Annotated in this window: 30 protein-coding genes; 23 read left to right on the top strand and 7 right to left on the bottom strand. The window is 39.6% G+C overall.

The annotated features are described in order from the left end of the window. The first annotated feature begins 4 nt into the window (after positions 1–4). The 23 genes from CBM24_RS21505 (at position 5) to CBM24_RS21405 (ending at position 17,032) form a co-directional block, all read left to right on the top strand. Positions 5–334: a hypothetical protein gene (locus tag CBM24_RS21505; protein WP_157698563.1), complete on the top strand. Its 330-nt coding sequence runs from the start codon at positions 5–7 to the stop codon at positions 332–334. Continuing rightward, entirely contained in the window at positions 331–651 is a 321-nt protein-coding gene (locus CBM24_RS21500) for a hypothetical protein (RefSeq protein WP_088162664.1), read from the top strand. The genes CBM24_RS21505 and CBM24_RS21500 overlap by 4 nt, the downstream gene beginning before the upstream one ends. Positions 652–657: 6 nt before the next feature. Beyond that, positions 658–966 (top strand): DUF4134 family protein, encoded by a 309-nt coding sequence (locus CBM24_RS21495; RefSeq protein ID WP_088162663.1) that lies wholly within the window; start codon positions 658–660, stop codon positions 964–966. A gap of 45 nt (positions 967–1,011) precedes the next feature. Beyond that, entirely contained in the window at positions 1,012–1,317 is a 306-nt protein-coding gene (locus tag CBM24_RS21490; protein ID WP_088162662.1) for a DUF4134 domain-containing protein, read from the top strand. After that, entirely contained in the window at positions 1,314–1,613 is a 300-nt protein-coding gene (locus CBM24_RS21485; RefSeq protein WP_088162661.1) for a DUF4133 domain-containing protein, read from the top strand. Before CBM24_RS21490 ends, CBM24_RS21485 begins: the two co-directional genes overlap by 4 nt. Further along, complete coding sequence (locus tag CBM24_RS21480; RefSeq protein ID WP_088162660.1) at positions 1,597–4,083, top strand: TraG family conjugative transposon ATPase; 2,487 nt, start codon at positions 1,597–1,599, stop codon at positions 4,081–4,083. Before CBM24_RS21485 ends, CBM24_RS21480 begins: the two co-directional genes overlap by 17 nt. Further along, the gene (locus tag CBM24_RS21475; protein ID WP_088162659.1) at positions 4,076–4,738 is read left to right on the top strand and encodes a hypothetical protein; all 663 of its coding nucleotides are present in this window, start codon (positions 4,076–4,078) and stop codon (positions 4,736–4,738) included. The genes CBM24_RS21480 and CBM24_RS21475 overlap by 8 nt, the downstream gene beginning before the upstream one ends. Positions 4,739–4,742: 4 nt before the next feature. Further along, positions 4,743–5,399 (top strand): hypothetical protein, encoded by a 657-nt coding sequence (locus CBM24_RS21470; protein WP_157698562.1) that lies wholly within the window; start codon positions 4,743–4,745, stop codon positions 5,397–5,399. Then, a complete protein-coding gene (locus CBM24_RS21465; RefSeq protein WP_088162657.1) occupies positions 5,396–6,067 on the top strand; it encodes a hypothetical protein in 672 nt (223 codons plus the stop codon). Before CBM24_RS21470 ends, CBM24_RS21465 begins: the two co-directional genes overlap by 4 nt. Before the next feature lie 3 nt (positions 6,068–6,070). Beyond that, positions 6,071–6,850: a hypothetical protein gene (locus tag CBM24_RS21460; RefSeq protein WP_088162656.1), complete on the top strand. Its 780-nt coding sequence runs from the start codon at positions 6,071–6,073 to the stop codon at positions 6,848–6,850. 14 nt (positions 6,851–6,864) lie between these two features. Further along, the gene (locus tag CBM24_RS27830; protein ID WP_232475599.1) at positions 6,865–7,347 is read left to right on the top strand and encodes a hypothetical protein; all 483 of its coding nucleotides are present in this window, start codon (positions 6,865–6,867) and stop codon (positions 7,345–7,347) included. An 82-nt stretch (positions 7,348–7,429) separates the two neighbouring features. Continuing rightward, complete coding sequence (locus CBM24_RS27825) at positions 7,430–7,984, top strand: hypothetical protein (protein WP_232475598.1); 555 nt, start codon at positions 7,430–7,432, stop codon at positions 7,982–7,984. A 15-nt stretch (positions 7,985–7,999) separates the two neighbouring features. After that, positions 8,000–8,614: a conjugative transposon protein TraK gene (gene traK, locus CBM24_RS21450; RefSeq protein WP_088162655.1), complete on the top strand. Its 615-nt coding sequence runs from the start codon at positions 8,000–8,002 to the stop codon at positions 8,612–8,614. 184 nt (positions 8,615–8,798) lie between these two features. Then, positions 8,799–9,023, top strand: coding sequence for a hypothetical protein (locus CBM24_RS21445; protein ID WP_157698561.1), 225 nt, complete (start codon positions 8,799–8,801; stop codon positions 9,021–9,023). Between the two features lie 59 nt (positions 9,024–9,082). Continuing rightward, on the top strand, positions 9,083–10,246 hold the full coding sequence (locus CBM24_RS21440; protein ID WP_088162653.1) for a conjugative transposon protein TraM: 1,164 nt from the start codon (positions 9,083–9,085) through the stop codon (positions 10,244–10,246). A 19-nt stretch (positions 10,247–10,265) separates the two neighbouring features. After that, positions 10,266–11,111 carry a conjugative transposon protein TraN gene (gene traN, locus CBM24_RS21435; RefSeq protein WP_088162652.1) on the top strand — a complete coding sequence of 282 codons (846 nt, stop codon included), beginning with the start codon at positions 10,266–10,268 and terminating at the stop codon, positions 11,109–11,111. A gap of 11 nt (positions 11,112–11,122) precedes the next feature. After that, positions 11,123–13,162: a type IV secretion system DNA-binding domain-containing protein gene (locus tag CBM24_RS21430; protein WP_088162651.1), complete on the top strand. Its 2,040-nt coding sequence runs from the start codon at positions 11,123–11,125 to the stop codon at positions 13,160–13,162. A gap of 27 nt (positions 13,163–13,189) precedes the next feature. Further along, positions 13,190–13,720 (top strand): M23 family metallopeptidase, encoded by a 531-nt coding sequence (locus CBM24_RS21425; protein ID WP_088162650.1) that lies wholly within the window; start codon positions 13,190–13,192, stop codon positions 13,718–13,720. Beyond that, entirely contained in the window at positions 13,713–13,877 is a 165-nt protein-coding gene (locus CBM24_RS27630; protein WP_172462462.1) for a hypothetical protein, read from the top strand. Before CBM24_RS21425 ends, CBM24_RS27630 begins: the two co-directional genes overlap by 8 nt. Then, the gene (locus tag CBM24_RS21420) at positions 13,867–15,054 is read left to right on the top strand and encodes an ArdC family protein (RefSeq protein ID WP_232475597.1); all 1,188 of its coding nucleotides are present in this window, start codon (positions 13,867–13,869) and stop codon (positions 15,052–15,054) included. The genes CBM24_RS27630 and CBM24_RS21420 overlap by 11 nt, the downstream gene beginning before the upstream one ends. Before the next feature lie 20 nt (positions 15,055–15,074). Next, positions 15,075–15,881, top strand: a complete 807-nt coding sequence (locus CBM24_RS21415; RefSeq protein WP_088162648.1) for a DUF4099 domain-containing protein — start codon at positions 15,075–15,077, stop codon at positions 15,879–15,881. Beyond that, positions 15,881–16,495 carry a hypothetical protein gene (locus CBM24_RS21410; protein ID WP_088162647.1) on the top strand — a complete coding sequence of 205 codons (615 nt, stop codon included), beginning with the start codon at positions 15,881–15,883 and terminating at the stop codon, positions 16,493–16,495. The genes CBM24_RS21415 and CBM24_RS21410 overlap by 1 nt, the downstream gene beginning before the upstream one ends. A 72-nt stretch (positions 16,496–16,567) precedes the next feature. Next, a complete protein-coding gene (locus tag CBM24_RS21405; protein WP_088162646.1) occupies positions 16,568–17,032 on the top strand; it encodes a hypothetical protein in 465 nt (154 codons plus the stop codon). A 70-nt stretch (positions 17,033–17,102) separates the two neighbouring features. Here the strand turns inward: CBM24_RS21405 and istB are convergent, their stop codons facing one another. From istB to CBM24_RS21365, 7 genes are all read right to left on the bottom strand, one after another. Further along, the gene (gene istB / locus CBM24_RS21400) at positions 17,103–17,822 is read right to left on the bottom strand and encodes an IS21-like element helper ATPase IstB (protein ID WP_088160576.1); all 720 of its coding nucleotides are present in this window, start codon (positions 17,820–17,822) and stop codon (positions 17,103–17,105) included. Between the two features lie 27 nt (positions 17,823–17,849). Further along, complete coding sequence (istA, locus tag CBM24_RS21395; RefSeq protein ID WP_088160577.1) at positions 17,850–19,397, bottom strand: IS21 family transposase; 1,548 nt, start codon at positions 19,395–19,397, stop codon at positions 17,850–17,852. An 895-nt stretch (positions 19,398–20,292) separates the two neighbouring features. Beyond that, entirely contained in the window at positions 20,293–21,213 is a 921-nt protein-coding gene (locus CBM24_RS21385; protein WP_088162644.1) for a hypothetical protein, read from the bottom strand. Positions 21,214–21,221: 8 nt separating this feature from the next. Beyond that, positions 21,222–23,276: a hypothetical protein gene (locus tag CBM24_RS21380; RefSeq protein ID WP_088162643.1), complete on the bottom strand. Its 2,055-nt coding sequence runs from the start codon at positions 23,274–23,276 to the stop codon at positions 21,222–21,224. A 2-nt stretch (positions 23,277–23,278) separates the two neighbouring features. Further along, a complete protein-coding gene (locus CBM24_RS21375; protein ID WP_088162642.1) occupies positions 23,279–24,265 on the bottom strand; it encodes a hypothetical protein in 987 nt (328 codons plus the stop codon). Then, positions 24,255–25,655, bottom strand: a complete 1,401-nt coding sequence (locus tag CBM24_RS21370; protein ID WP_088162641.1) for a DNA methyltransferase — start codon at positions 25,653–25,655, stop codon at positions 24,255–24,257. The genes CBM24_RS21375 and CBM24_RS21370 overlap by 11 nt, the downstream gene beginning before the upstream one ends. Continuing rightward, positions 25,652–26,446, bottom strand: coding sequence for a thymidylate synthase (locus CBM24_RS21365; RefSeq protein ID WP_088162640.1), 795 nt, complete (start codon positions 26,444–26,446; stop codon positions 25,652–25,654). The genes CBM24_RS21370 and CBM24_RS21365 overlap by 4 nt, the downstream gene beginning before the upstream one ends. Between the last annotated feature and the right edge of the window lie 101 nt (positions 26,447–26,547).

Here is a 26,547-nt window from a genome sequence, read left to right as displayed (position 1 = left end):
GCCAATGAATATTAAAACACTAGCAGATGAACTGAGGGAAACCATTCGGAAAGATAATAATGAAGGGACAGGCAAAACAGTCCCTAAAAAGAAACCTGTCCCAAAAAACGCATTAGATCCTATCGTCGAGGAAATACGTGCCCACAGGCTGATCGGAAAAGAAAAGTTACTGATCAGGCTCGACGATAAAACCATATTTCTTCTCAAACAGCTCAAGGTTACCCAAGGAATTGACATGAACAAGATCATTTCCTATTCCCTTCAATACTTCCTCCAAAAACATCCCCAAATTTCAAATCATATCAAAGAAACCCTAAAAAATCTCGAACTATGAACTGGATTCAATTTACACTCTATCTCTCTACGCTTTATCTTGGATACTATGGACTGAACCTCATGTATGATTTTTATCGCAATAATAAGCCGGGTAATGAACCAAAAAACGTCAGAAATGGTGAAATCTCATTTCCCGAAATTCATTCTTCTACGAAGGTGGAGCTGCCAGATGAAGGAATTCCGAATGACAATTTCGAAAATGACGGTGCGATCACAAGTGGCCCAATAGAAAGTTCAGGTGGAGTATCCATAAAAGAATTGTTCTCCCTTGCACAAAATGACCTGATCGAATTCACAAAGGCAATTGCTTATTAATCAATAATGAACAAAAAGAAAACGATATGGACGGCAATTTCCGTCTTTTTTTTTGTCGACAACCTTATCGCCCAGCCGGGCCTGTCCGAATTCAGGCAGGTCAGCTCCGAGATCAGGGGCTGGTATTTTAATTTTTCCGACTTCGCCCTGGTCCTTGGGGCTATCTGTGGCCTGATAGGAGGGATTCGGATCTTCTACAACTGGCAGAGCGGAAAAGACCATCATATTGATGCGCAGGTCATGGCCTGGTTCTTTTCCTGTCTGTTTCTTTCCCTATTGAGTGCATCTCTAAAAGCACTCTATGGAATCAGCTAAAACGCCAATCTTTTTTTCCATTCACTTTTTTAATTCCTATTTCTTATGAAAGTAAAAGCAAGCAAGTTACTTGTTTTGTCCGCAATCTGCCTTTTTGCGGAACGTTCCTTCGCCCAAGGAGGAACAGTTGGTATTGACGCCGCCACATCGTCGTTAAATACCTATGTCGATCCCATATCGACATTAATACTGAGTATCGGGGCTGTCGTCGGATTGATAGGAGGAATCAGGGTCTATATCAAATGGAACAGCGGAGACCAGGATATCTCGAAAGAACTGATGTCGTGGGGTGGTTCCTGTCTATTTCTCATTCTGGTCAGTGTGGTCATCAAGGCATTTTTTGGCGTATGATACAGAAAAACTATCAATTTTATAAGGGGCTCCAAAAGCCCCTTATTTACCGAGGTTTTAAAGGGAAATTTATCTATTACGCCGTCATATCCATCATGGGCGGCATGCTCTGCGGAGGTCTTATTGGCGCATTTACCAACATGATACTTGGCTGCTTGGGCATCCTCGTATTCATGACCCTGGGAATGGTGTATACGATCAGTAAGCAGAAAAAGGGGCTATTCGACAAAACCCGTCACAACGGGATTATTATCCATCCTTCCAAAACACTGTTCAGAAATGAAAAAGCAAAGTAAGCATGCCTTTAATCTACCTTTTGCGGGCATTGATGAATTTATGGGCTTCCCGATCCTCTTTGGGGATAAGGGAGACTATTCAATTATCCTTGGTATTACCAATCCGGTCATCCAATATGATGCCGATGAAACCAAGTATTCTGCCTATCACCATGCACTCTCCAGTGTGGTCAAACTTTTGGGAGAAGGACATATAATCCAAAAACAGGATGTATTTATCCGTAAAAATTATAGGCCAGTTAAATCGGAAGTGTTTTTGGAACAAAAATATCAGGAACATTTTAACGGTCGGGAATTTACCGAAATCAGAAGCTACATCACCTTTACCAAACAGGTCAAGAAAGGTGCATTCTATACTTACGATGAGAAGATGCTTTATAAGTTTATAAGAGATCTTGGTAAAGTAATGGAGGTATTGAATGCTGCGGGGCTTCATCCAAGGGTTCTAGGAAAAGCTGAGATCAATCGACTTTTTTATAGGATACTTTCATTTGATTTTGAAGGGACGGATTCAGTATTGGATAATTATCAGTGCCATGACAATCAGATAAATCTGGGGAAGAAATCCATCAGATGCATTAGTCTTATAGATACGGATATTGTTGAACTGCCGGACACTATCAGTGCGTATGCAATACGGAATGAAACAAACGGCTTTATGAATTTTCCCGTTGACAATTTATTTTTTCTGCACAAGGTGCAGGATTATAAGGTCATGATCTATAATCAGGTGATTGAAATTCCTGCTCAGCAGTTTACGATGAATAAATTGGAACTTAAAAGGAAAAGACATTCAAATATGCCCGATCCGGCCAATCAGCTCTATGTTGAAGATATTGATAATTTATTGGCCGATGTTGCAAAAGATAATCAGTTGCTCGTAAATGCACATTTTTCTATTTTGGTCGGCTGCGATTCCGAACTTCTGGAAAGGACATCGAATTTTATTGAATCTTCCCTATTTCAGCAGGGAATCATCCCGAACAGAAATGCTTACAACCAGTTCGAATTATTCAGGTCTTCATTACAGGGCAATGCTGTGGAACTACAGGTTTATGACTGGTTTTTGACTCCGGCAGATGCGGCGCTCTGTTATTTCTTTAAGGAATCACTGCCCTGTGGTGAAAAAACGGATTTTCTGATCCGGTTTACAGACCGACAGGGGATTCCATTGGCATTTGATCCTGCTGACCTGAGTACCAACCGTATTTCCAACCGTTCGAAATTTGCGCTGGGACCTAGTGGTACCGGAAAATCTTTCTTTATGAATGCGCTTTTGGAACAGTATTATAGGTACAACATGGATATTGTCATCGTTGATACCGGCGATTCCTATCAGGGCCTCTGTACTTTTCTAGGCGGAACTTACCTGACCTATACTGAGGAAAACCCGATATCCATGAATCCTTTTGCCCTTACTCAGGAAGAGTTTAATCTTGAGAAAAAGGATTTCTTAAAAACTTTGGTAGCGCTGCTCTGGAAGGGAGCTGACGGAAAACTGTCCCAGGTAGAGGATACACTTTTATCAAACGTTATATCCTCCTATTATTATGAATATTTTTACCTCGATTCCGGTCCGCAAAACGCCCATCGTCCTAACAAATTAAATTTTGACTCTTTTTATTTGTATTCCGTTGACAAGATCAGGGATATAATTGAAGATGAATCTTTAAAGTTTGATCTGGATGAATATAGGTATGTTTTGAAGAAATTCTTTACCGGGCAAGAATTTGGCACCGTTCTCAATAAAAGCGCTGACTCCTCCCTTTTTGAAGAGAGGTTTGTTGTGTTCGAAATTGACAATCTAAAGGAGAACAAGACCCTTTTTCCAATCGTTACGCTGGTCATTATGGATCTATTCCTACAGAAAATGAGACACCGGACATTCCAACGCAAAGCCTTGGTGATCGAGGAAGCATGGAAGGCCATTGCCAGTCCCTTAATGGCGGGTTATATTGTTTACCTGTATAAAACAGTAAGAAAATTTTATGGTGAAATTGTGGTCGTTACGCAAGAATTAGGCGATATTTTGGGCAATCCAATAGTTAAGGATAGCATTCTGGCAAATTCGGATACAATTTGTTTACTCGACCAGTCTAAATTCCAGTCCAATTATGATGAAATAGCAAAACTGCTGTCCATTACCGATGTAGAAAGACGCAAGATCTTCACCATAAACAAATTACAGAATAAAGAGGACAGGTCACGTTTTAAAGAAGTCTACATCCGAAGGGGGACGGTGGGCGAAGTATACGGCGTGGAAGTATCCTTATTTCAGTATCTCGCTTTTACCACCGAAAAACCCGAAAAAAGTGCCGTAAAAATCTATGCGGATCATTTTGGAAATTACAAAGATGGCCTTACCGCACTGGTCAAAGATCTGGAATATTCTGGCAAAGCCCTGAGCGATTTTGTTGGGGAAGTTAACAGAAAGGGAATTCAAACTTTAAATCTTATGGCCAATGAATAGAATAATTATGATTTTGCTGATCTTATTTCCAAGCTTGTTTGTAAAAGCACAGATTTATACCGATCCGGCAGTTGCAGCGGCAACGGGAGCACATGCATCGGTGATGAATAGGCAATTGGATCATGTCAATGATAACCTGACACTGATCCAGCGGGGGCAGCTTGCTGTTACCGGGCAGTTGCAGATCGTCAATGATCTACAGGATAAAATTTATAAAGGACTCTCCGAGGTCTCATCTGTGGTCAGATCACTGCTGAGCATAAAAGAGATTGCTGGAATTACCGTAGATGTTATTGAGGATGTCGAAAAAGCAATGGTACTTGCAAAGGGGAATCCTGTGCTTTTACTTTTTGCAGAAGCCGGTGCAAGGGAATTTAAGAACAGGGCGACAAACCTTGCAACGGAGGTAGGGGCCTTTGTACTCAAAGATGGGAAAGAGAATCTGATGGATTCCGGTGAACGGGCAAAATTACTCAACAGGATACAAACGGAATTGACCATTCTCAGAGGCGTTGCGTATGGAATGCACCGAAATATGTATTGGGCAAAACAACGGGGAATTCTCAATTCCATAAATCCCTATGCTAGATTTATCAATATAGATAAACAGATCGCGGATGATGTTATCAGAAATTCTAGACTATTAAAGAAGTAATGCAATGAAATGGAGAATTATTTTTTGTTTCTGTATTCTTTGCTTATCCAAAACTGCAAGTTGCCAGTTGAATGTGCAGCTGTTGCACCAGCTGGTAGGTCACAGCAAGGATGAGTATGAACGGCAGAAAGAGGCCCGTGACCGCCAGGGCGTGACCACGGCAAATGAGCAGGTAAATACTTCGGGTACCACGAAGCTCAAAAAACGGTATCGGGAGATCCAGAACAGGTTCAGTATCCTGCATATGGCATTACAGGGATTGAGTATGGGAATCGAATCCGGACCGATCATTGAACGGATTATTGCCCATCAGGACAGAATAATAAATATCGCATCTGGCCATCCTGAATTTATTCCACTGGCCTTAAATAGCGAAAAGGAAATCGTAGATAGGTCAGTTCAATTGGGAAGATATATTGCCGGCCTGTTTTTGGCAATCGGGGATCTCAACCAGATGAAAGCCAGTGACCGCCGTTTGCTTTATGCGCATATACTGACTGAACTCCGACAGATAGAAGGAGTATCCAGGGCACTGGCATCTACCCTTTATTACTCCACAAGGAAGAAAATACTGGATGGTCTAAATCCCTTTCGGGAATATATAAACACCGACAGGAGAATTGTAGAAAATATATTAAGACAAATAGAAAAGAAACCATGAAGTATTATCTCATAACACTGATTATTTTCTGTTTTGATTTTTTGTATGGGCAAGGTTATGTGACAATAATTTCAGATGCCAAACATCTGGCAATCGTAAATGAAAACGGTGCGGTCAGGCTGGCCTCCGAATCGGCGCATAACAGTATGCTAAAGCAGATCAATCAAAATGTTGAAGACATCAATCTCAACCTGTCTTCCCTGGTAATCGTTCAGCAGGTGAACCATAGGTCCCTATCGGAGGTAAACAATGCTTTGAAGTCCGGTAGATCCGTGTTACAGGTTTCTTCCCTGATCGCTGAAATTATTAAACAGTCCAATAGCCTTATCGAGATTTCAAAAGAAGAACCCTGGCTGCTTTTAGTAGCAGAAGGAACAGCTAGGCAACTAAAAGAAAGGGGGATAAATCTTGCTATGGAAGTTTCTGATTTCGTTCTCAGGGAAGGCAAAAATGTCTTAATGGATTATGAAAAACGGGATTTTCTTTTGCGGAAGATCATCATCGAACTAAAGGTGATGCGCGCGCTTCTTTTCAGTATGGAACGTTCGGTTTATTGGACAAAAATAAATGGATTATTAAAAACGGTGAATCCTTTTAAAAATTTCGTCAATAAGGACATCCAAAAAGCAAAAGAGATATTAAGGAACTATGGCGCAATAAAACATTGAATTATGTGGAGAATATTAGCTATTGTTATTTTTCTGCTTGGATCTAAACCTGTCATTGGCCAGCGGATCAAGCGTCAGACCGATAAACATATTGTCAATCAGCAGGAGCGTATGGTACATAAACAATGGGACCGAAAGAAATTTACCCCGACTTCTGGCTTTCTTGGACTGAATTATCAGTATTGGCTCACCTGGGGCCTTCATCCAAATTATCCAAAGCTGGACAGGCGCTTCCTTTCAGGCTTAGGGCCCCAGACCATCCGCATGGGGCTGGTGATGGCTATGCAGCAGACCAATGATTCCTATAAAAAACAGTCCGATACCCTCCGAAATATAGCTATAAGGGAACTCACCCACTATTCAGGGCTTTTGAGTTCCGCAGATCCACTATGGATGCTATACTATAAACATGAGTTCGCCCCCCTTGAACAGGATGAATCCCTAATCCTTCAGGGGCTCAGCACAGAGGTAAAAGAATATCTGATAAATAAAGGTACTTATGAATGGTATATCAGTGAAAGATCAGGCCTCATAGAGCGTCTGGAAATCCTGAAAACAGCAGATCTTGACAGGGGCAGCAGGATCATGGGCTATCATCGCCTATTGTCCGAATATAGGGTTCTTGAATCGGGGTGGGAATCAAAGAAAAGCAATGCCCTAAAATTTCTGTCCCTATCAAGTGACCTATCTTCCATTAAGGAGATAGATCCGGTCGTGCCGTTCCCACATACTGGAAAATCTGATATTGAAATTGCGGACAAAATCCTAAATAAGAGCAGATGATAAATTAATTTTTTATGGCATACACATTTTTTTTACAGGCATCTCCAGTGGGGGTGCCTGATTCATTTAAGGATACTTTCACTTTCCTGCAGGGAAATGGAGTATACGAGGAAGGGGTAATGCACTTCCTGAAAGGGATGAAAGATACGATATGGACCCATTACGATACTTTTATTACGGACGCACAGGCGCTAGCTGCAATTTTTATGCTCATATTTTTTGCCATTAAGAGCTATGAAATGATGTCCGGCGATAAAAAAATGGAGATTATGCCCCTGCTCAGGCCATTTGGACTGGTTATGGTCATTATCTGGTGGGGAGCTTTCACAAGGGTGATCGCTTATCCTACGGATATTGTCGCTGCCAAAACGGAAAGCCTCTTTGATAGCGGACAGACCGAAGTCAATAGCCTTCGGCTACAACGTGCAAAACTCATGTATGACATAGCCAATTCCCTGACCCAGATCCAGGCGGAAACCGAAGTTGCAAAAAAATGAGGCGGATACCTGGTACGGAAAAGCGTGGGATGCGGTCACCTCAACCGTGAAAGATGGGTTTACTTCCGTCTGGAACAATGTCGTGGAGCTAAGAAACAGGATGCAGATCAATTTGCAGCTATGGATGACCTATACACTGGAAACCTTGGCAGTCTGGGTACTTCGGATCTGTGTTTATATCATATTCATGATCCAGATACTCTATTCGACCATTCTGATCATTTTAGGCCCATTCTCCGTCGCGGTAAGTATTCTTCCCGCTTTCAGGGATTCCTTCGGAACCTGGATCGCGCGGTTCGTGTCGGTCAATCTCTACTCTGGGATTGCTTATCTGGTAATGCATATAGCTAGTCTTTTTCAGCAGTATGCCTTGGAAGCCGAAATCACCCGTTATCAGGAGTTATTATCGACTTCCGGCGATAGGCTCGAAAAACTTGGCTGGCTTGCCGGAAATGGAATAATGTCATTTGGGATCGTCATAGTAACCTTCCTGATCGGCGGGCTTACCATGCTCACGGTTCCAAGTATCAGTACTTGGATCGTCTCCACTTCTGGAATTACGTCTGCCGCAGGTACAATGGGCCGTGGAGCATCCGGTATGGCAAGAACAGCTCGGAGAGTTATCGCTAAATTCTAACCTTAAACAAAGTCTATGATTATTAAAAATATAGAATCAAAGATTCGTCTGGCAACCCTTATTGCTGTCGGGAGTTTTATAACGGCCTTACTGCTGGTGTCCATAGTTTCTTTCTTTGCCTTTAAACAGGTGGAAAGTGCGAGAAAGTCAGTATATGTACTGGATATAAATAATGTGCCATTGGCCGCGCAGCAGACCAGTGTTGAAATGAACCGTTCAGCCGAGTACCGAACGCATATAAATTTATTCCATAGTCTTTTTTTTACGCTGACACCGGACGAGAAGTTTATCGAATACCAGATGAAGCGGGCGATGTATCTGATTGATGAATCAGGTGCTTTACAATACAATAACCTCCGTGAGAAAGGATTTTTTAATTCCATCTTGTCTTCCAGTGCGGTACTTACGGTCCAGACGGATTCAATCCACCTTGAAGGAAACTATTTTCGCTTTTATGGTAAACAGACCATAGACCGACGGAGCTCAACCGTCGTTCGTAGCCTCATTACAGAAGGATATTTAAGGGATCTTAAAATAAGGACAGACAACAACGCGCATGCTGTTCTGATAACAAGATGGAAAACATTGGAAAATAAAGACCTCAGTTATGTTCAGAAAAATAACCTCTAATAAATCCGAAAGTAGTGTCTGGAAAGAGATCGGCAATGAATTTTCCAGGTATACAGTCCATCTTAGAAGATGTGTAAGGTCAAAATTGAGCACATATCCCAAACAGGTTTTCATGTTCATGGTGTCATGTATCCTGATTTCAATCTGCTGTTTTTTTATGTTGCCAAGGCAAAAGGAAGTAAAAATGGTGAAAAATCCGAAACTATCGGCGCCTATCGCGGATGGAATGGGAAATATATTTGGTTCAATCTCCGATCTAAAAGAAGTACTTGAACTTCAGGCTGTCCTAGAAGGGCTTTCAAAAAAGGAAAACCTGGATAAACAGGATAGTATGATCCTTATCCAGATAAAGGATAGTCTTTTGTCGCTGGAAAACCATAATGCGAAGGATTCGATATCCAAAGATTGATCCAGCATTTTATTTCCTAAACCCGCTTAGTATTTCTCAATTCTAAATCAATTTATATTATGAAATTAGACCTAAAAAGGCCCAAATATATCATACCGATTATCGCCCTGCCTTTTATCTGTATTTTCTTTTACGTTTACCAATCCACATTTTCAAAAGAGAGTGCTGTAAAAGATAATGGGCCTCAGCTAAAAGAACATATTTCGGAAGTCTCCCCAGAGGTGAAAAATAAAGCTTTAACCGATAAGCTTAATGCTTACCGGGAAATGTACCGTCGAGGGGACGGCTATACCGCGGTGAATCAATTGCAGGAAGACAAAGTAGATGGATTCCGTTTTGATGAAATGTACAATGATAAGGAAAAACGCAAGTTAGATTCCATTAGGGATAAGCTAAAACAGGAATCACTAATTTCAGTTGATGCACCAAAGGCTGTGCATGGAAATGAAGACCTTGATCGTGTACTGGGTTCCCTTGTCCCTAAATCCAATCCAGAATCCAGAAAAGAACCAAAAAGGAAAGAAGAAGATCCGATGCTCCTGTTCCGCCGGCAGATGGAATTTGCCGATAGTCTAGCAAAGGTGAATGATCCGGAAGAAAGAGCAGCTAGAGCGGAGAGACAGCGGATTGAAATGGCGAAAAAAGCAGAAGCGGAAATGCCATTGCTGAAAGTCAGAAAGGCCGACGATACCGAATCCGTTTTCAATACGGTAAGAGACAATCCGAACGATTCTTTTATTCAGGCCATGATTGATGAAAATATCACCGGATATGTGGATTCCAGGTTGCGGATCAGGCTCATGGATGATTTATTGGTAGGAAGCAATCTGATCCACAAAGGCACCTATTTATACGCAAAAATAAGTGGATTTACCGGCCAACGTGTCCTTTTGAGCATTACTTCAATTATGCAGGGAGGTAAGATCCTGCCCGTAAAACTTGATCTGTATGATAATGATGGTCTCCAGGGCCTTTATGTGCCCGCATCCGCTTTCAGGGAATTCAGCAAAGAGCTTGGCGCAAATTCTTCTCAGGGAATTTCAATACAGGGGGGAGAAAACCAGAACCAGGTCATTATGGGCGTGATTCAAAGGATGTTTCAGTCGACTACTACAGCAGTTTCCAGGTATATCAGAAAAAACAGGGCGAAAATCAAATATAATACGCTGGTCTATCTGATAGACCCACAAGCACTTCGTGAAAATCAAAAACAATACAAATAATCATTCATCATTTTCAATTATGAGAAATCTATTTCTGTTTTTATCGGCGATATTTCTGCTCGCCGCAACCCCGACAATGGCACAGTCAGGTGGAGACCATTTACTTAGCGACCTTAAATCTATCAGGATTTCCAAGGGAAATACAGTTCACATCCTTTCACCGGAACCGATCAAATATGTGGATATATCTTCCAAAAGAGTAGTGGCAGATTTGCCTATAGATAATTTGCTCCGGCTCAAGATTGTTCCAGACAGCATGAATCTAGATGATTCAGGGACAGAACTCGGCAGCATTACAGTGGTCGGAGAAAATTTCATGACACAGTTCCGGGCCTTGAAAACTGGTCAGGATATTGAAGCACAGTCGCCCGTTCTTTATGAAATAAATCCTTTATCTACTGTCCCGCTTGAGCCTTCGGAAAACAACCTAAGCAGGAGCCAGATGAGATCGTTGTCCTATACTCTTATAACTCAATCCGGTAACCGCCCAAAGAGGAAGGAAGAGAAGTTTGGAATAGGGATCTATCTGAATGGTATCAGAACGATCGGTGATTTCATTTTTCTGGATCTTTCATTTGTCAATAAAACGAACCTTTCATTTAGGCCAGATCAGCTACGTTTTTTTGTGGAAGACAAAAGAATCACCAAGGCGACAAATGTTCAGTCTGTTGAGATAGAGCCAATCTGGCAATTTCAACCATTCGATCTTTTGAAGAAAAAGAACCGAAATATATATGTACTTAAAAAAGTAACATTTCCGGGCAGTAAAATATTGCGGGTAAGTCTCACTGAAAAACAGTTGTCGGGCAGGGCAATTGACCTGAAAATCAAATACCAGGATATCCTGAATGCAGATTCTCTATAATCAATAAAAAAATGGAAGAAACAAAAGAGCAACAGGGCCTTTATAGATTCTTCCAGTTCGCCATTTATCTTTCCATTTTTCTGGAGTTCTATCTCTTTCTTTATGTTGAGAAATCCCTTGAATATGGGATTCTAAACAAAACAAATTTACTTTTTGCAACCAAGCTGGCAAGGATGCCTTTTTATTCGGGACTGCTGGACAGTAAGCTATTTACTGTTTTTTTGGTCATACTGGTTTCTATCGGTACCCTGAGTAAAAAGAAGAAAGATCTAAATCCCAAGAACCATATTGTTTATCCCCTCACGCTTGGATTTTTAATAATTGCGCTCGCGGTATGGCTGCACGGTCAAAAAGGGAAACCGGTTCTATACGGGCTGAATTATTATGATCTTGGTTATGTATTTAGTTCTTTTCTGGGGATTGTCCTGATCCATGTTGCATTAGACAACATTTCAAAGATTATCAGCTCTAGATTAGGGAAAGATAAATGGAATATCGAGGAAGAATCCTTTATGCAGCCCACCCAGGCGAAAATTACGCCTTATTCTGTCAATATCCCTATGTTGTTTTATTATAAGGGAAGGGTTAATCAAGGCTATATTCCACTGGAAAACTTATTTAGGGGCTGTTTGGTCTGCGGAGTTCCGGGAAGCGGAAAAAGCTTTGGGGTCATTATGCCTATTCTGCGTCAAATGATAGCGAATTCTTTTACCATGTGTATATATGATCTAAAGTACCCTGATCTTGGAAAGATTGCTTACTATCATTACCTGCTGGCAAAACAGGAAAGAAAAATGCTGGATTATGAATTCCATGTCATTAACCTGAATGACCCATCCAGAAGCCGCCGGGCAAATCCATTTAAACCGGAATATTTGCAGACCCTCGCTGATGCAAACGAAACTGCCGAAGCATTGGTAGAGGCTCTAAAAAAGGGTGATAAGAGTGGAGGAAGCGACCAGTTTTTTACCCAATCTGCCGTTAATTTTTTAACAGCTTGTATCTACTTCTTTAGCAAGTATGAAAATGGACGTTATTCCACTTTGCCGCATGTTCTGGCATTTCTAAACCTATCCTATGAAGATATTTTTGACTCACTTTTTAGCAATGAAGAGCTTAATTCGCTTCTTTCTCCATTTCAGACAGCTTATAAAGCACGTGCATTTGAACAGCTGGAGGGGCAGGTTGGCACATTAAAGATCTTTATCAGCAGGCTGGCGACAAAAGAAACGTTCTGGATTTTTGGCGGAGATGACTTTGAACTTCAGGTCAGTAATCCCAAACATCCCGGAATACTGATCTTGGCTAATGATCCCGCTACCCAGAGCATCAATTCCGCATGTTTATCGGTTGTCGTCAACCGTGTAACAAAGCTGGTAAATTCCAAAGGAAACCTTCCTGTTGGAATAGTCGTTGATGAGGCTCCGAGTTTATATTTATACCGTATAGAACAGGTCCTTAGTCAGGCTCGAAGTAATCTTGTTGCGACGGTTTTGGGTATCCAGAGTTTACAGCAATTTCAGCAACAGTATGGTAAAGAAACTTCCGCAACGATTACTTCGGTAGTGGGAAATGTTCTATCAGGAAGCGTACAGAACAAAGATACGCTTGAGTGGTTGGAAAGGATCTTTGGAAAAGTAAAACAGCAGAGCGAAAGCCTTAGTATCGACAGGAATAAAACTTCTATCTCCCTGTCAGAAAAACTCGAACCCCTTATCCCCGCAGGTAAAATCGCAGCACTGCCTGCTGGTCAGATGGTAGGACTTATCGCTTCTGATGCCGTAGAGAAATTTACCGGAAAATTCAGGACCTCAGCCGTTAACTGCCGGATAAATATTGATGTTGGAGCGATAAAACAGGAAGAGCAGCATTATAGAGAATTGCCCATATTCTATGATTTTGGAGAGAAAAAAGAACAGATACTGCTGGCAAATTTCAAAAAGATCAAAGAGGAAGTTAATTCAGTTGTTGAAGCAGTTACCGGATTTCGTTATACCGAGCCTACCGAAAAAGAATCCTTAGCGGATAAGTCCAAAAATTCATCGGAATAATTTTCAGAACACTGATTTAATTTCATTATGTATAATATTCGTTGCCCCGTTTATCCTGTTTATTGTAGTCCAATAATCTGGGTATTTCTATTGCTTTTTATTTCCTTAAATACCGTTGGGCAATCCCTAGATTTTAGTCTCCCTCTTGAAAAAATGCGGGTAACGTCTCCTTACGGTTATAGGGTACATCCGATAAAATTAAAACCTATTCATCACAACGGTGTAGATCTTGCCGCCAGGGATTCACCCATCTTTAATATAATTTTAGGGAATGTGGTGAATGCCGCGGAAAGTCCTACGCTAGGTAAATTTCTGGTAATAGAATCAGGTGATGAAATTCAGGTTATATACGGACATCTATCTCGACTATTGGTCCAAAAAGGCGAATGTTTACCGCCTGGACATCTACTTGGTGTAAGCGGTAGAACAGGTCTGGCGACCGGAGAGCATCTCCATCTCTCAGTCAAAATCCGGGGTCAATTTATTGACCCCATTCTTTTTCTTAAAAAACTCAATGAGTTCAGCTTAAATCCTTTAAACGAACAAAAAAATGAATAAATCTTTTGAAAGCCTTAATGAGAAACTTAGAATTCTGAAAGAAGGCGAGGATATTGGGTTAACGCCCGAAGAGGCAGTGATATACGGTATATCTTATGGTGACGAATTTCCTTTCGAGGAGGAAAATAACGAGGAAGGAGAGGAGGATGAACAATAAGGTAAAATCACTGCACGAACAGGTTGCCGCCGCCCTTATCGAAAAATTAGAGAAAGGAACAGCTCCCTGGCAGAAACCTTGGAATTCTGCGTCAACCGATTTTAATCTGCCTTATAACGCAATTACCGGAAATAGATATAAAGGAATCAATATCTTTTCACTGCTGAATTCAGGCAGGGAAGACCCCCGATGGCTGACTTTCAAGCAAGCGGATTCCAAAGGCTGGCAAATAAACAAGGGTGAAAAGGGAACGCTGGTTCAATTTGTCAAAACCCATGATCTTATCCCAAAATTAGATGAAAACGGGAAAAAAGTCCTTGATGAAAATGGTAAAAACATAAAAGTACGGACGCCTTTGGAACGTGCCATTGTCACAGCGGCTTGGGTCTTTAACGCTGAACAGGTAAGTGGAATTCCGAAATTAGAATTAAAGCCCCAATTGAAATCTGATTGGGACCCAATAGTCCGTGCGGAAGATCTGGTTCTCCTTTCCGGTGCGGTTGTCAATCACAGAAAAGGTGATGAGGCATTTTATAGCCTCCGTTCTGACAGTATAACGATGCCGTTAAAAGAACAATTTGCCACTCCTGACCGCTATTATGCTACCCTTCTTCATGAGCTTGGGCACTGGACTGGACATCAGGACAGGCTCAACAGGTCCCTAATTAACAGGTTTGGAAGTGAAGGCTATGCAAGGGAAGAATTAAGGGCGGAGATTGCCTCTATGCTGATCGGTGATGAGTTTAAGATCGGTCATGATCCAGGCCAGCATGCTGCTTATGTAAAAGGGTGGATCGAAATGTTAAAAAATAATCCTTATGAAATCCATGCAGCGGCAACGGATGCGGAAAGGATATTTTCTTATCTACTGGAATTTGAACGTAAACGTGAACTTAACCAGCAAACCACTAATAAAAGCTCCCGAAAAAATGAAGCCAATCTCTTTATTGGCGATATCATTCCGTACAAGGATTCGATTTATAAAGTAAGCAGTCAACTGAAAAGAGGAAGATTTCAGATGGAAGTAGAGGACACCGGAAAGAAATTTGTACTCTCAAAAAATGACAGGCTCTACCAATCGTTGCTAGATATCAAAAACGGCAATGATAAAAAGACTCCAGCAATTTCTAATAGTAACGAAGAAGTCCAAAAAGCTTCTTATGGTTTAAAACGTTAATCCTATCACTCGATAATAATATGAATCAATTTAAAGACAACGAACTTCCCCTTGGTGAACTTGAAAAATTGGGACTCTATATTCAGGGACGGATACTTCTCTCCAGGGAGAATATCAATGCACTTCTTACAGGTAGAAGAACCGAAATGACAAATTTTAAGGACCTTAAGTTTGATGGGCTTTCTATTCCCGAACTCGATGCGAAACTATCTTTAAAGAAAAATGACGACGGAAGTGTGAGCCTGAATGTGCATCCAATATATAAGGTGGCTAAAGCACATGAGCTTCTGGATGAAAACGAAAGCCAGAAACTTCAAAATGGTGAGATTGACAATATTGCCAAGGAGCAAGAAGTACAAAAGGGTAAGGTCAGGAAAATAATCATCGAATACGATGAACAGACCAAAGAGTTTATTTCCTATGATCCTGAAAAAGTAAATGTTCCATTAGCTGTAAACTCAGAGACGCTTACCGAAGAGCAAAAGAAAAAATTTAAAAATGGACAGATTGTGGAATTATCTGATGGTACCAGGTTTCAGCATACAGCGCTTAACCCTCAGGGATTAAAATCGGATAATAAAAGACTAGCACTTTCGATCCTGTTTGATGCCGGCATCTCGTACCTTGTATATAGAGGGATTCAGACCCTGAAAAACCGTGCTGCCAAATTCCAATCCGAAGGTTATTCTAATGGATATAATCAGGCCATTGCTGATATGAAACAAAAAGGAAATGTAGCGGATTCTAATGTTACCATTCAGCAGTTAATAAATAAGCATATCCCAAATCAAGAATCTAGAGGATATGGACGCTCATCGTCCCGCTAATGAATGTAGATAATTTGGATCAGGATGTGATCCGATTCTTTGAACCCTTTTTTGAAAGATCTCCTGCCGGTTTTGAGTTCAGCTATAGATATTTTTCAGATCAGCAAAAGGAAGTTTGGACTAACAACGTGTGTGTTAAAGAGGTAGCTAGTGGTCTCTGGAAGGCTTGTAATCATTTTCCCCCTTCGGTAACTGATTTATTTATAGCTTCAGCTTGTCGAGATATTTTATGTTTTACACATTTTTTTCCACAATATGTTGATAACTCGTTATCTGTTGCCTTTGCTTCGATAGGCTATCTTCCATGCAAAGAGTATATTAGGGAGCTCATTTATGAGTTCCCTAATTCCAAAATCCATCTATTAGCTGAAAATAGTTTGATTGGGAAAATCTTTGACTGCAAGATTGCTCTTTGGATCCGTAGGATTGACTCAAAATTTAGGATCAATGATGATCTGATAGAAATAGAATTTGGCTCGCAAAGTCTTGTTTTACCTATTGAGAAGTTTTCTCTAAACTACTTTGAGGTGATTTCTGGTAAACGGTTCGCCATCCGAACTCATAAACCGGTTAGAGGATTCCTGAATTTCCATCATTTATTTACTTCTTTATAGTATTTAGTGCCAATAAGGTTGATTGTTATCCGTCTAGAACTTGTGGATTTATCCACCTTAGAATTATATTTTATGAATATTGAACTTAAAAATATTAAACATGCTGGTTATGCCAAAAATGCTGGACATGGTGGTTCAACTGACTATTATCATAAAGATGCAAAAGGAAAAGAACTCATAAGGGATGCGGAAGACTATACAAAGTCTTTTAAGAAACTAGATGATCCTTTTATCAATATGGCCTTAGAAGAGAAAATAGATGATCTACTTTACGATCATTTACAGAAAAAGGAACTAGAAAAATTCAATAAGAAACTGGCAAAAATAACCGAAAATGGAATCGCTTATGGTATTCCGAATGATTCGTATTCTTATTTTACTTTCAATCACTCGATGGAAAAATTCCTAAATAATATTAAAGGGATCGAACATATCAAGAATTTGATAAGGGATAAAATTATTCCAAAGCTGGGGTCCGATAAAATTATTTTAAATACAAATATTCCTGAAAAACTCCTTTTGTGCATATTCCGATGATATGCACCCAGGGATTCCGGCGATATGCACCCAGTTTTAGTTCCTGTGCTTTTTGTTCAGCATGACAAAGTTACCTTTTTTTACGTAAGCTTTCACCTTTTATAGTAAAGCGGTGTGCCGTATGCACAATCCTATCGAGTATGGCATCGGCTATTGTCTGCTCGGGGAAGATGTCGAACCATGCTGCCACGGGCAGCTGGCTGACGATGATGGTCGATTTTCTTGCATGCCTGTCCTCGATTATTTCCATGATATCATTCTGCTGCTGGCCGTCCAGCGCGGTCAGTCCGAAGTCATCGAGGATGAGCAGATCCGCTTTTGCCAGCTTTTCCAGCCTTTTGATCAGTGCTCCCTCCAGTCTGGCGACTTTTAGAGCAGGCAGTAACTTTTGGGTATTGTAGTACATCACCGAGTAGCCCTGCCTACAGGCCTGATGGCCCAGAGCCGTTGCCAGCATGGATTTACCAACGCCCGTAGCGCCGGTTATCAGGATGGATTCTCCGTTTTTGATGTAGTTTCCCACGGCAAGTGTGCTGAGCATACCCGGGTCGATCCCCCGATGCCCTCCTGTATCGATCTGCTCCAGAGATGACGTGTAGCGGAAGTTTGCATTCTTGAGCAGCCTGCTGTAGCGGTTGTTCCAGCGGACATCGCTTTCGGCCTGTATCAGCATCTGCAGGCCATCGATCAGCGAGAGTTCATGTATTTTCCGGGTCTCATAAAGGGTCTGTAGGCATCCGGCCATACCCGATAGCCGTAATGCCTGTAGCTTTGATTTTTGTTCTTCCATTTTTTGATGTTTTATCTGATTATGTAATTAACTGTAGTAGCCCTTGCCCCGGATATTTTCGTGCCGGGGCAGTAAAACGGTCTGTTCCGAGGTCTGCTGTGCCCTGGAAAGGGCACACTGCCGTATGATCCCGCTCAGGCGTTTATAGCCCAGCAGATCATTGTCGTAGGCTATACTGCAGGCCTCTTCAAAGATATCCGGCGGGGTCTTGCGCTGCAGCTGGAGCAGCCCGTCACAGGTCCTGAATGCCAGTTCGGGGATATTCTCCGTATCAAAGATGCGCCGGATCAGGCGGGCCAGCCCGGCAGAGCGCTGCGCTGCCAGACCGATGTAGTAGTCCGGGCTACGGCGCATCTGGTGTCCGCTGTTGGAGGCAAAGTGCTCCTGACGGGTCGTGTATCCCGCGCCCATCTCCCGTGGATGCACGGCGATCTTTTTCCCCTCGCAGTAGATACTGACCAGTGTGCGGGTATAGATGACCTGCGTCTTCTTTCCGATATAGGCAAAGGGCACCGAATAATGTCGGCTGTCACGCCCAAGAAGGACGCAGTTGTTGGTGTTTACCGTCAGCTCCGCATAATACCGTTTTTCAAAGTGTTTTTCGGGAAGGGGCCTGAGCAGGTGCCTTTCATCAGCAAGGAACCGCTCCTGCCGGCTTACGGGTTCACGCTGCATACGGGTCTGGTTATGCTCGCGTACTTTTTCCATGATCGCCGCATTGAGCTCCGAGAGGGAGAAAAAGACCCTGTTGCGAAGCTTGGCGAACACACGGCGGTAGATCAGCCGTACGCTGTTCTCGGCATGGGGCTTGTCCCGGGGTTTACGGGGTCTTGCCGGAATGACCACCAGCCCATAGTGTTCGGCAAAGTCCTCCATCACTTTGTTCAGTACCGGTTCGTATTTATCGGCCCGGATAACGGCCGCTTTCAGATTGTCCGGGACGAGTACCTGAGGTACGCCTCCAAGATGTTCCAGACATTTTCCCAGCGCATATAGAAAGTCGTCGGTGTGCTGGGTGGGAACGGCCATGGCGAAGGTATAATTGGAGTATGGGAGGACGGCAACCAGCACCTGTACCTTGATGATCTCCCCACTGTCGCGGTCAATATAACCCGGCGTATCGCCCACAAAGTCAACCTGTAATCGGTGTGCCGGGTCGTGCTGGAAGACCGCGCTGCCCCTGCGGGCTACCGATAATTGGTTCAGATGGTGACAGAACTGCGAATAACCGTAGCCATCAGGGTGCTCCGCACGGTACTCTTCCCAGAGCAGTTTGCGGGTAACGTGTTTGCGGCCGAGTTCTTTTTCCAGATATGGTATAAGAGGCTTGAAGTCTTCGAAACGGTCCTGTAGGTAGGCGGGGGATCCTGCCGTAAAAAGCCTCTCCAGAACAGGTTCTTCCATATCCAGCAGTTCTCCGACAGGGCGGCTGATGACCTGTAACTTCTGGACATAACGGTTCACCGTACCCTTATAAAGACCGATCTGCTCGGCAATCTTACGGTTGGACAGCCCCTGGAGATGTAAACGGAGTAATTGTTTTATCGTGCTCATTCTTTTTGTTTTTCCTGCCATATGCCTTTTCTTGATGGAATTGGCAATTAAACAAAAAGCACAGAAAATAATAGGGTCCAACTGGGTGCATATCCTCCGGAATCGCTGTTTATGTAGATCAAAACAACGGTTATCGTGCCTTTTCTGGGTGCACATGCTCCGGAATCGTCCCGGATCTATACCCCGATCCACCTGCTGGGTGCATATCCTCCGGAATCACGACGGAGCAGCTCCGAATTTCTCCCTAAACAGCTCCCTTTACGCTGTTTTTGGGTGCATAAATGCCGGAATGGCAGAGATATCAGCTCCTTTTCAGCCTGGATTAACAGCCGGATATTGGGTGCATATCCTCCGGATTATGCATTTTGGAATCTGGTCTCAAAAAAGGCCAGTATGCCCAACCTAAAAACAATATTGTAACTCAAGCCAATTTGGATTTACAAAATGAAGAAATTAAAAGAGGTAGGTAGTATGTAAATACTGGAAAGACTTTCCCTCTATTTTTTATTCACCAAGCTAATTAGCTAGCTTCACCTTTCACAATGAAAATTGGAAGCGAAGAAACTGATAAAGCGTCTCTCCTGCATAGAAAATTTGCTTTATTTTGCTAGGTAGTCACACTTAGTCTCGAAATTGGGTCAAAAAAGATTAGAATTCGAATCTAGTATTGTAATGAAATCAGATTCCCTTGACTACCGAATAGGGTGATAGCAAAAAGTAGATAGAGAGAATTATACTAAAGCGTATACGAAAAATCGGTGCTAATTATTTTTAAAGGTTCAAGAGTATCCCCGGAGCATACTCTAAACCCATTTCTAGCAAATGCGGCAATAAAAATAGGGCACTGCCCAAATTCTGCTTGCTCAATTTAAAAGTTTCTGGAATAGGAAGCTTATTTAAAAATACACATTTGAAATTAAGGTAATTCAAATGTGTATTTCCAAGTTTTTTTAATTCCTGTTGCAGTTTTAGGTAAATACGTGTTGCTATATGGAAAGATAATATTCAGAGACTTTTTATTAAAATTCCATAAATAATATAGAGCAATACCTAAAGTTTGAGGCTTAGTTGAAAGAGGGCTTAAATAAATATTTGTATGATTTGGATTTTCCTTAATTATCTCACTGATGGTTTGAGCGGTTACGAAGGGATCGAAAGCTGGAGCGAACTTATCAATACGATGTCCAATAGATTCCTTAGCCTGATGAATTTTAAGAATGCTCTCCTGATACATATCCGGTTGAAGAGAGGGAAATCCCAGAATATAATATTTCTTTTTAATCTTTGATTTCTCTTGAGAAACTTTTGCAATCAATTTATCATCGTACCCAGCAGCAATTATAAGTAAATCATTATCAATATTAGCATGATTTACGGCTGCGCTACAACCTTCAATAATTTTTACTTCATCAATAAACCCAGAAAATGTAGTCTCTTCTGCATTTTTGTAATGATGAGGTTCAGAATAAAGAAAATCTATTTTCTTTATGCCAAGCCTATACAAATAGGTAATAAAAAATATCAAATGTGGACGTATGAATCCAGTAATATCAATACAAATTTTAGAATTATCAAGAAGTGTTAATTGCGAAAACAAATCAATAAAGCACTCATCTTCTTTAAAAGATACACAAGTGTATAAATCATTTATCTTTAATGTACCATGTTTGTAATGAGGGAAATCAATCCATACTTTTTTATGGGATTTAACTTTGTCAAATAGAACTTTAGTTCTTTCGCAGTCATCATAAGCAGAAAAAAAGAAGTCGTACTCTTCTAAAGTATTGATATTGCCATTTTCATAACTAGTTTTATAAAATATCGTATAATCTACCATACGTTTGATTAAAAGAGAGTTTGAGTATCCTGAGATTTAATTTTTAAAAATTCAGGCGCGTTTAATTGATTTTTACGAAGCTTATACAATTTTTGAAATCGACTATTTTGATCATGATTAAGTATTGCTTCCGCAATTTCGTTGTTTAGGGATATACTCCCCCTAACGACAGTAGGAAGATTCCACAACGGGGCTAATATTTTATTAAGTTGAAATAGTCGTTCTTTTCGTCCAGTATTCCTGTCATATCGTCCTTCTTCATCTTCGATTAATACTGAATGCATCTTCAGCAAGTCAAGGCATTTTAACGCTTTTCCAGATAATTCATCAGCCTTGACGTAGAAACATGAAACTGTTGTCTCAACTGGCTTGTCACAAAATCTTTCCTGTATAAAATAGTCAGTTAAATTCTTCAAAGAACTGTACATTTCTTTACCTTGTTCGCCAACTACTTCTATATCTTCATAAAACCACTTTGCAGTATCATAAACCGCTAGGTATTGAGCATCTAAACTTATTCTTCCACCGTCTTCAAGTGGTCTTTCACCACGAATTCTGGAATTTTCGATTGCTTTTTTTAATATTAAAATAAAATGTCTTACGTTGCCTTGTGAAAGCTCTATAAACTTATCAATACCCGAATATTCTGTGTTTTTAATATTATTTTCCTTTGCAAGTTGTGCTATGAAATCCTTTTTTCTTTTATCTTTTATTTCATCGAAAGCGCTCTCCTTATTCCTTCTAAATTTTATGAACTCTTTATTGATCTCTTGCAAATACTTCTTTATACTGTCTCCTGGCTTTGCCTTATTCCAAAGCTTATAGAAATAAAATAACTTATACTTTTGATACAGTGGATTATCTTCTGTACTTTCCGTAATTGAATTCACTATATCTTCAATTTGTTTCGGATTACGTATCTCTAGAGCATAATTAGATTTAATAGCAGAATTTAATTTCTTTCTAAATTCACGAAGATGTTCATATTCCTTCTTTGTATTTTTTTCTTTGATTTCGTTTAAAATCTTATTTTCATCATACTTTTCAAATTTTTCATGAAATTTTCTACTAATTTCAATTGTTGGCTCTTCTAACTTCCTGTTTTTATAATATTTGACTAACCTATCTGTACAAAGCTTTTCTGCGAAGTCTTTGTATAAGTCTTCATTATTTCTTATTAACGTATCTAAGTTCACATCCTGAAATTCCGATCCAGACTTCATTTCTTGTCCTGATTTCGTTTCTCTTGTTGTAAAACCATATTTTCTAGCTCCAATCCAAAAGGTGACAGGATTTTTTTTATCCCATACCAATGTGTTGATAAAGCGTTTTTGCCATTCGAAGAGCTTTTCATATTCATCAAAAATATAGATGAATTTTACTCCCTCGAACGAACCATGATTTTCACTGATAATTTTAGGAATTCCAAACAAGAGATCACCTGGGGAGAATAAAATACTCACCTCTTCATAATCAAGTTTCCTTGTAAAAGCAGCATTCAATACCTGAAAATCAATTTTCCGTCTAAGGACGCTAATAAAGTCAACTAGACTGTCAAAATTATGACAAGAAGATAGCTCTTCCGTATTGCTGAATATTGAAATAATCTTGTTAACAAGTGTTTTTTCGACCTTGCTAGTTAAGCCTAATTCAGACATAACGTCTTTGATGCATGTAAGTAAATTATCGCAGATATACAATTCAAAATAGTATTCAAAAATTGAACACCATTGATTGTCATCTATACCTTTACCATTAAATCGACTAGAATTTAAACCATGAAACACTGAGTAAAGACCTAAATATTTTTCGGAATTGAGTAGTGAATGAATATCAACATTTCTTATTTTTTGCAATGGATAAGAAAAATAGCGAAGAATATGGGTTTTTCCACAACCCTTTCCTCCAATTATATACTTTGGTAAAAATTCGCTTGGATTTAGAATGGAATTTATGGATATATTATCCTTTGTGTTAAAATTAACCCAATATTCGTTAATCTCAACATCTGAAAATTCTGTTGCCTTAGTTACGCTAAAAGGATTATCAAGTTCTCCAATCATTTCTAATAGATTTTATAGTACCTTTTGAATATTGGTTTCCAGTTATTTGCATCACTCCAAAATATAGGTAAAGAATTATCTGGCGTATTGTGAAATAAGCTAAAAAGTAGTTGGCAATCGCCATAGCCTAAAGACGGATTAAAAAGTGGAACTCCATACTTTTCAGCTGTTGCTTTAGAAAAAGCTTTTTCAATGTCGTTATCTACATTGGTCTTAAAGTATCTGGAATCTGCTGAAAAAGCTTTAAAGGAATTATCTAAAGTAAATACTGCATCAACATTATCGAAAGCTTTAACTTTTCTTACTTCAGCAAGACCATTGGCTGTGGCGAATAGCATCAGATATTTAATTTCAATATCCGGATTCTCAAATTTAATATTTTCGGCTATGGGTTTTAAATAAGATGTAGCTTGCTGACCACTACCACAAAAATCATCGATGAAAATATATCGTTTAACATCCTTAATTTTAATTTCGCTCTTTAGATAAGATCTTTTATTTCCGTCCTTATCTAAATCTTCCACCTTAAATGTTTCAAAAATATCACTTGTATTTATGAAGTGTTTTTTTGATAGCTTACATTCCTGCCTAAAATAATATAAAAGATGAACACCGCTTTCTGATGGATTTCCAACACCAAGAAATTTTGTTACAGCGAGTTCCTTTTGAAATTCCGCACTCAGAAATGAGCAATCAGTTGAGTCAGCATTTGCTTTCCTTATAGCAGATATAATCGGGTATTTATATAAATCTCTATACAGCGCTGTAAGGAGTTCTCTTAATTCTACATTACCAAAATACATAAATTTGGATAGTAAATAAAGCATATTTAACTGCTCTTTCTCAGAAAGAACTGCATTTGAACCAGAAAAATTATTCAACCAATCTATGTGAATATTATCTTTAAATTTATCCTGCCAGATAGTTTGATAATAAGCATGAACTTTTTCTAGTAATCGATCTTTTATAGGCAGCGTATTAATTTTCATCCGCTGGCTTTTTAAATATTAGTACCCATTCTCTTGAAATTATATCGGCTGTTTTATTTCGCTTGGTCATTAAGCCATAAGATTTTATATCATCAATTAACTTTAAGACAAGCTTTAAGCCCTTACTTTGAATAAATTCTGATAAATATTCTTGTGTATTAAATTCATAATTACAGACCTTGTTATTGCCAACAATTAAAATAAAATATCCATTCGGTTTTAATACTCTGATACTTTCAATGATAGCACTTTGCATTTCGACGATATAATTTGAAATTATTTGAGCACGTGTTGGATTTATTAGTGAAACATCCGAGATAAGAGAATCACAAGACTGAATATTTGTTTTTTTAATCGCTCTTTCTAATTTTGAATAATTTTCTCGTCCAATGTTTAATTGATCATAATGTTTGAGCTCATTAGCATTTGCGAAACCTAACCAGCCTAAACTCAAACTAGAAGATCGAATATATTTCTGCGCTCCTGCATATGGTGGTGAGGTTATTATTAAATCTACAGAATGATCTACTAAGTTACTATCACTATCCAAAGAAACTGTGAGATTTCGTGCATCCTTAGAAATAATATTGGAAGTAACAGGTGTGACCCGCTCTTCATATATTTTTCCTAATTCCTGAAACCTATTAATGTTTTCCCTTGCAATAGCTTCAAATTTTGAAAATACATCAATATCTTCAAGCTCAGCTAGGCGTTTCTCAACCTTTTTAAAATTTGCAGTACCTTCTACATATCGTTTAGCATTCAAGCGTACAGGAACACTTACACGAGGATCAGCATAGCTTACTTTTTTTATCAGATTTGAAAAACAAACTAAAAAAAAGTCTTGGTAATCATTGTCCTCGATTGTGTGGATCTTATTTCTCAACAAAAGTAAAGCCTTTTTGTTTTGCGCATTAAACCAATAATCTATGTTTACTACATCAGGAAAGCTATTTTCAAATTGGCGATCGTCTTCTTTATCTATCAAACGAGATAAAATATTATATAATGTTTCAATACAGTAGTTAGCCGTTTTCACCTTCGCAATCAAACGCGCAAGTGGATTAGCATCAGCCCCAATTGCATTTCTTCCTGCCAACACAGATTCCAGTAATACGGTTCCAGTTCCACAAAAAGGATCTAAAATAGTATCCCCAGGCTTTGAGAAAATATTGTTTCTCAAGAAAAAATATGGTATATGCATCAACAACTTAGCTGGATAACTATGTATAAGATGTGTATACCTATCGGCCTTTTTGAATTCAGGAATTAGTGCTCTGAAACTTACTTCTATAGGTGTTTCAGTTAGTGCGTATTCATTTAATAAACCATCTATAATTAAATTCGCCTCCGCATTATTTTTTTTTAACTCTTTAACAACTGAAATCATACTGCAATTGGAGCTTTAATAGAAGGATATGGCTGATAGCCTTCGATTTTAAAATCTTCATATTTAAAGTTAAAAATATCCCGCACATCAGGATTTATTAACATTTTTGGATATGGCATTGGTTTTCTGCTTAATTGAAGTTCAACCTGATCCATGTGATTCATGTAAATATGTGTATCACCTAAGGTGTGAATGAATTCACCAGCTTCTAATCCGCAAACTTGAGCCACCATCATAGTAAGAAGTGCATAGGATGCGATATTAAAAGGAACTCCTAAAAACATATCTGCACTTCTTTGATACATCTGACAAGATAATTTACCTTCAGCTACATAAAATTGAAACATGAGATGACAAGGTGGTAAAGCCATTTGGTCTACTTCTGCAACATTCCATGCACTTACTATTATTCGCCTTGAATCGGGATTATTTTTGATTGTATTAATTACTTTTGCAATCTGATCAATATGTCCTCCATCTGGGGTCGGCCAATTTCTCCACTGAGTCCCATAAACAGGTCCTAATTCGTTGTTTTCATCAGCCCATTCATCCCATATACTTATACCATTTTCTTTCAAATATGTAATATTTGAACTTCCTTTTAAAAACCAAAGAAGTTCATGTATAATTGATTTTAAATGTATTCTCTTAGTCGTTACCAAAGGGAAACCCGCACTTAAATCGAACCTCATCTGATAGCCGAATATACTAATAGTACCAGTACCAGTCCTGTCGGTCTTTTTTATCCCATTTTCTTGCACGTATTTTAAAAGAGTTTCGTATTGATTCATATGAATTGTGGTCTAGAACATCAAACAATTATATTAGCTTTTATAATTAATAAAGTTCTAACAAATATGCGAAAATTCTTTTGATATGTCCATAACTACTC

It is taken from the genome of Sphingobacterium sp. G1-14 (assembly GCF_002196555.1).
In the GTDB taxonomy this organism is placed as follows: Bacteria; Bacteroidota; Bacteroidia; order Sphingobacteriales; family Sphingobacteriaceae; genus Sphingobacterium; species Sphingobacterium siyangense.
Note: the sequence above shows the minus strand (reverse complement) of the source record. Positions and strands in the feature narration are given on the sequence as shown.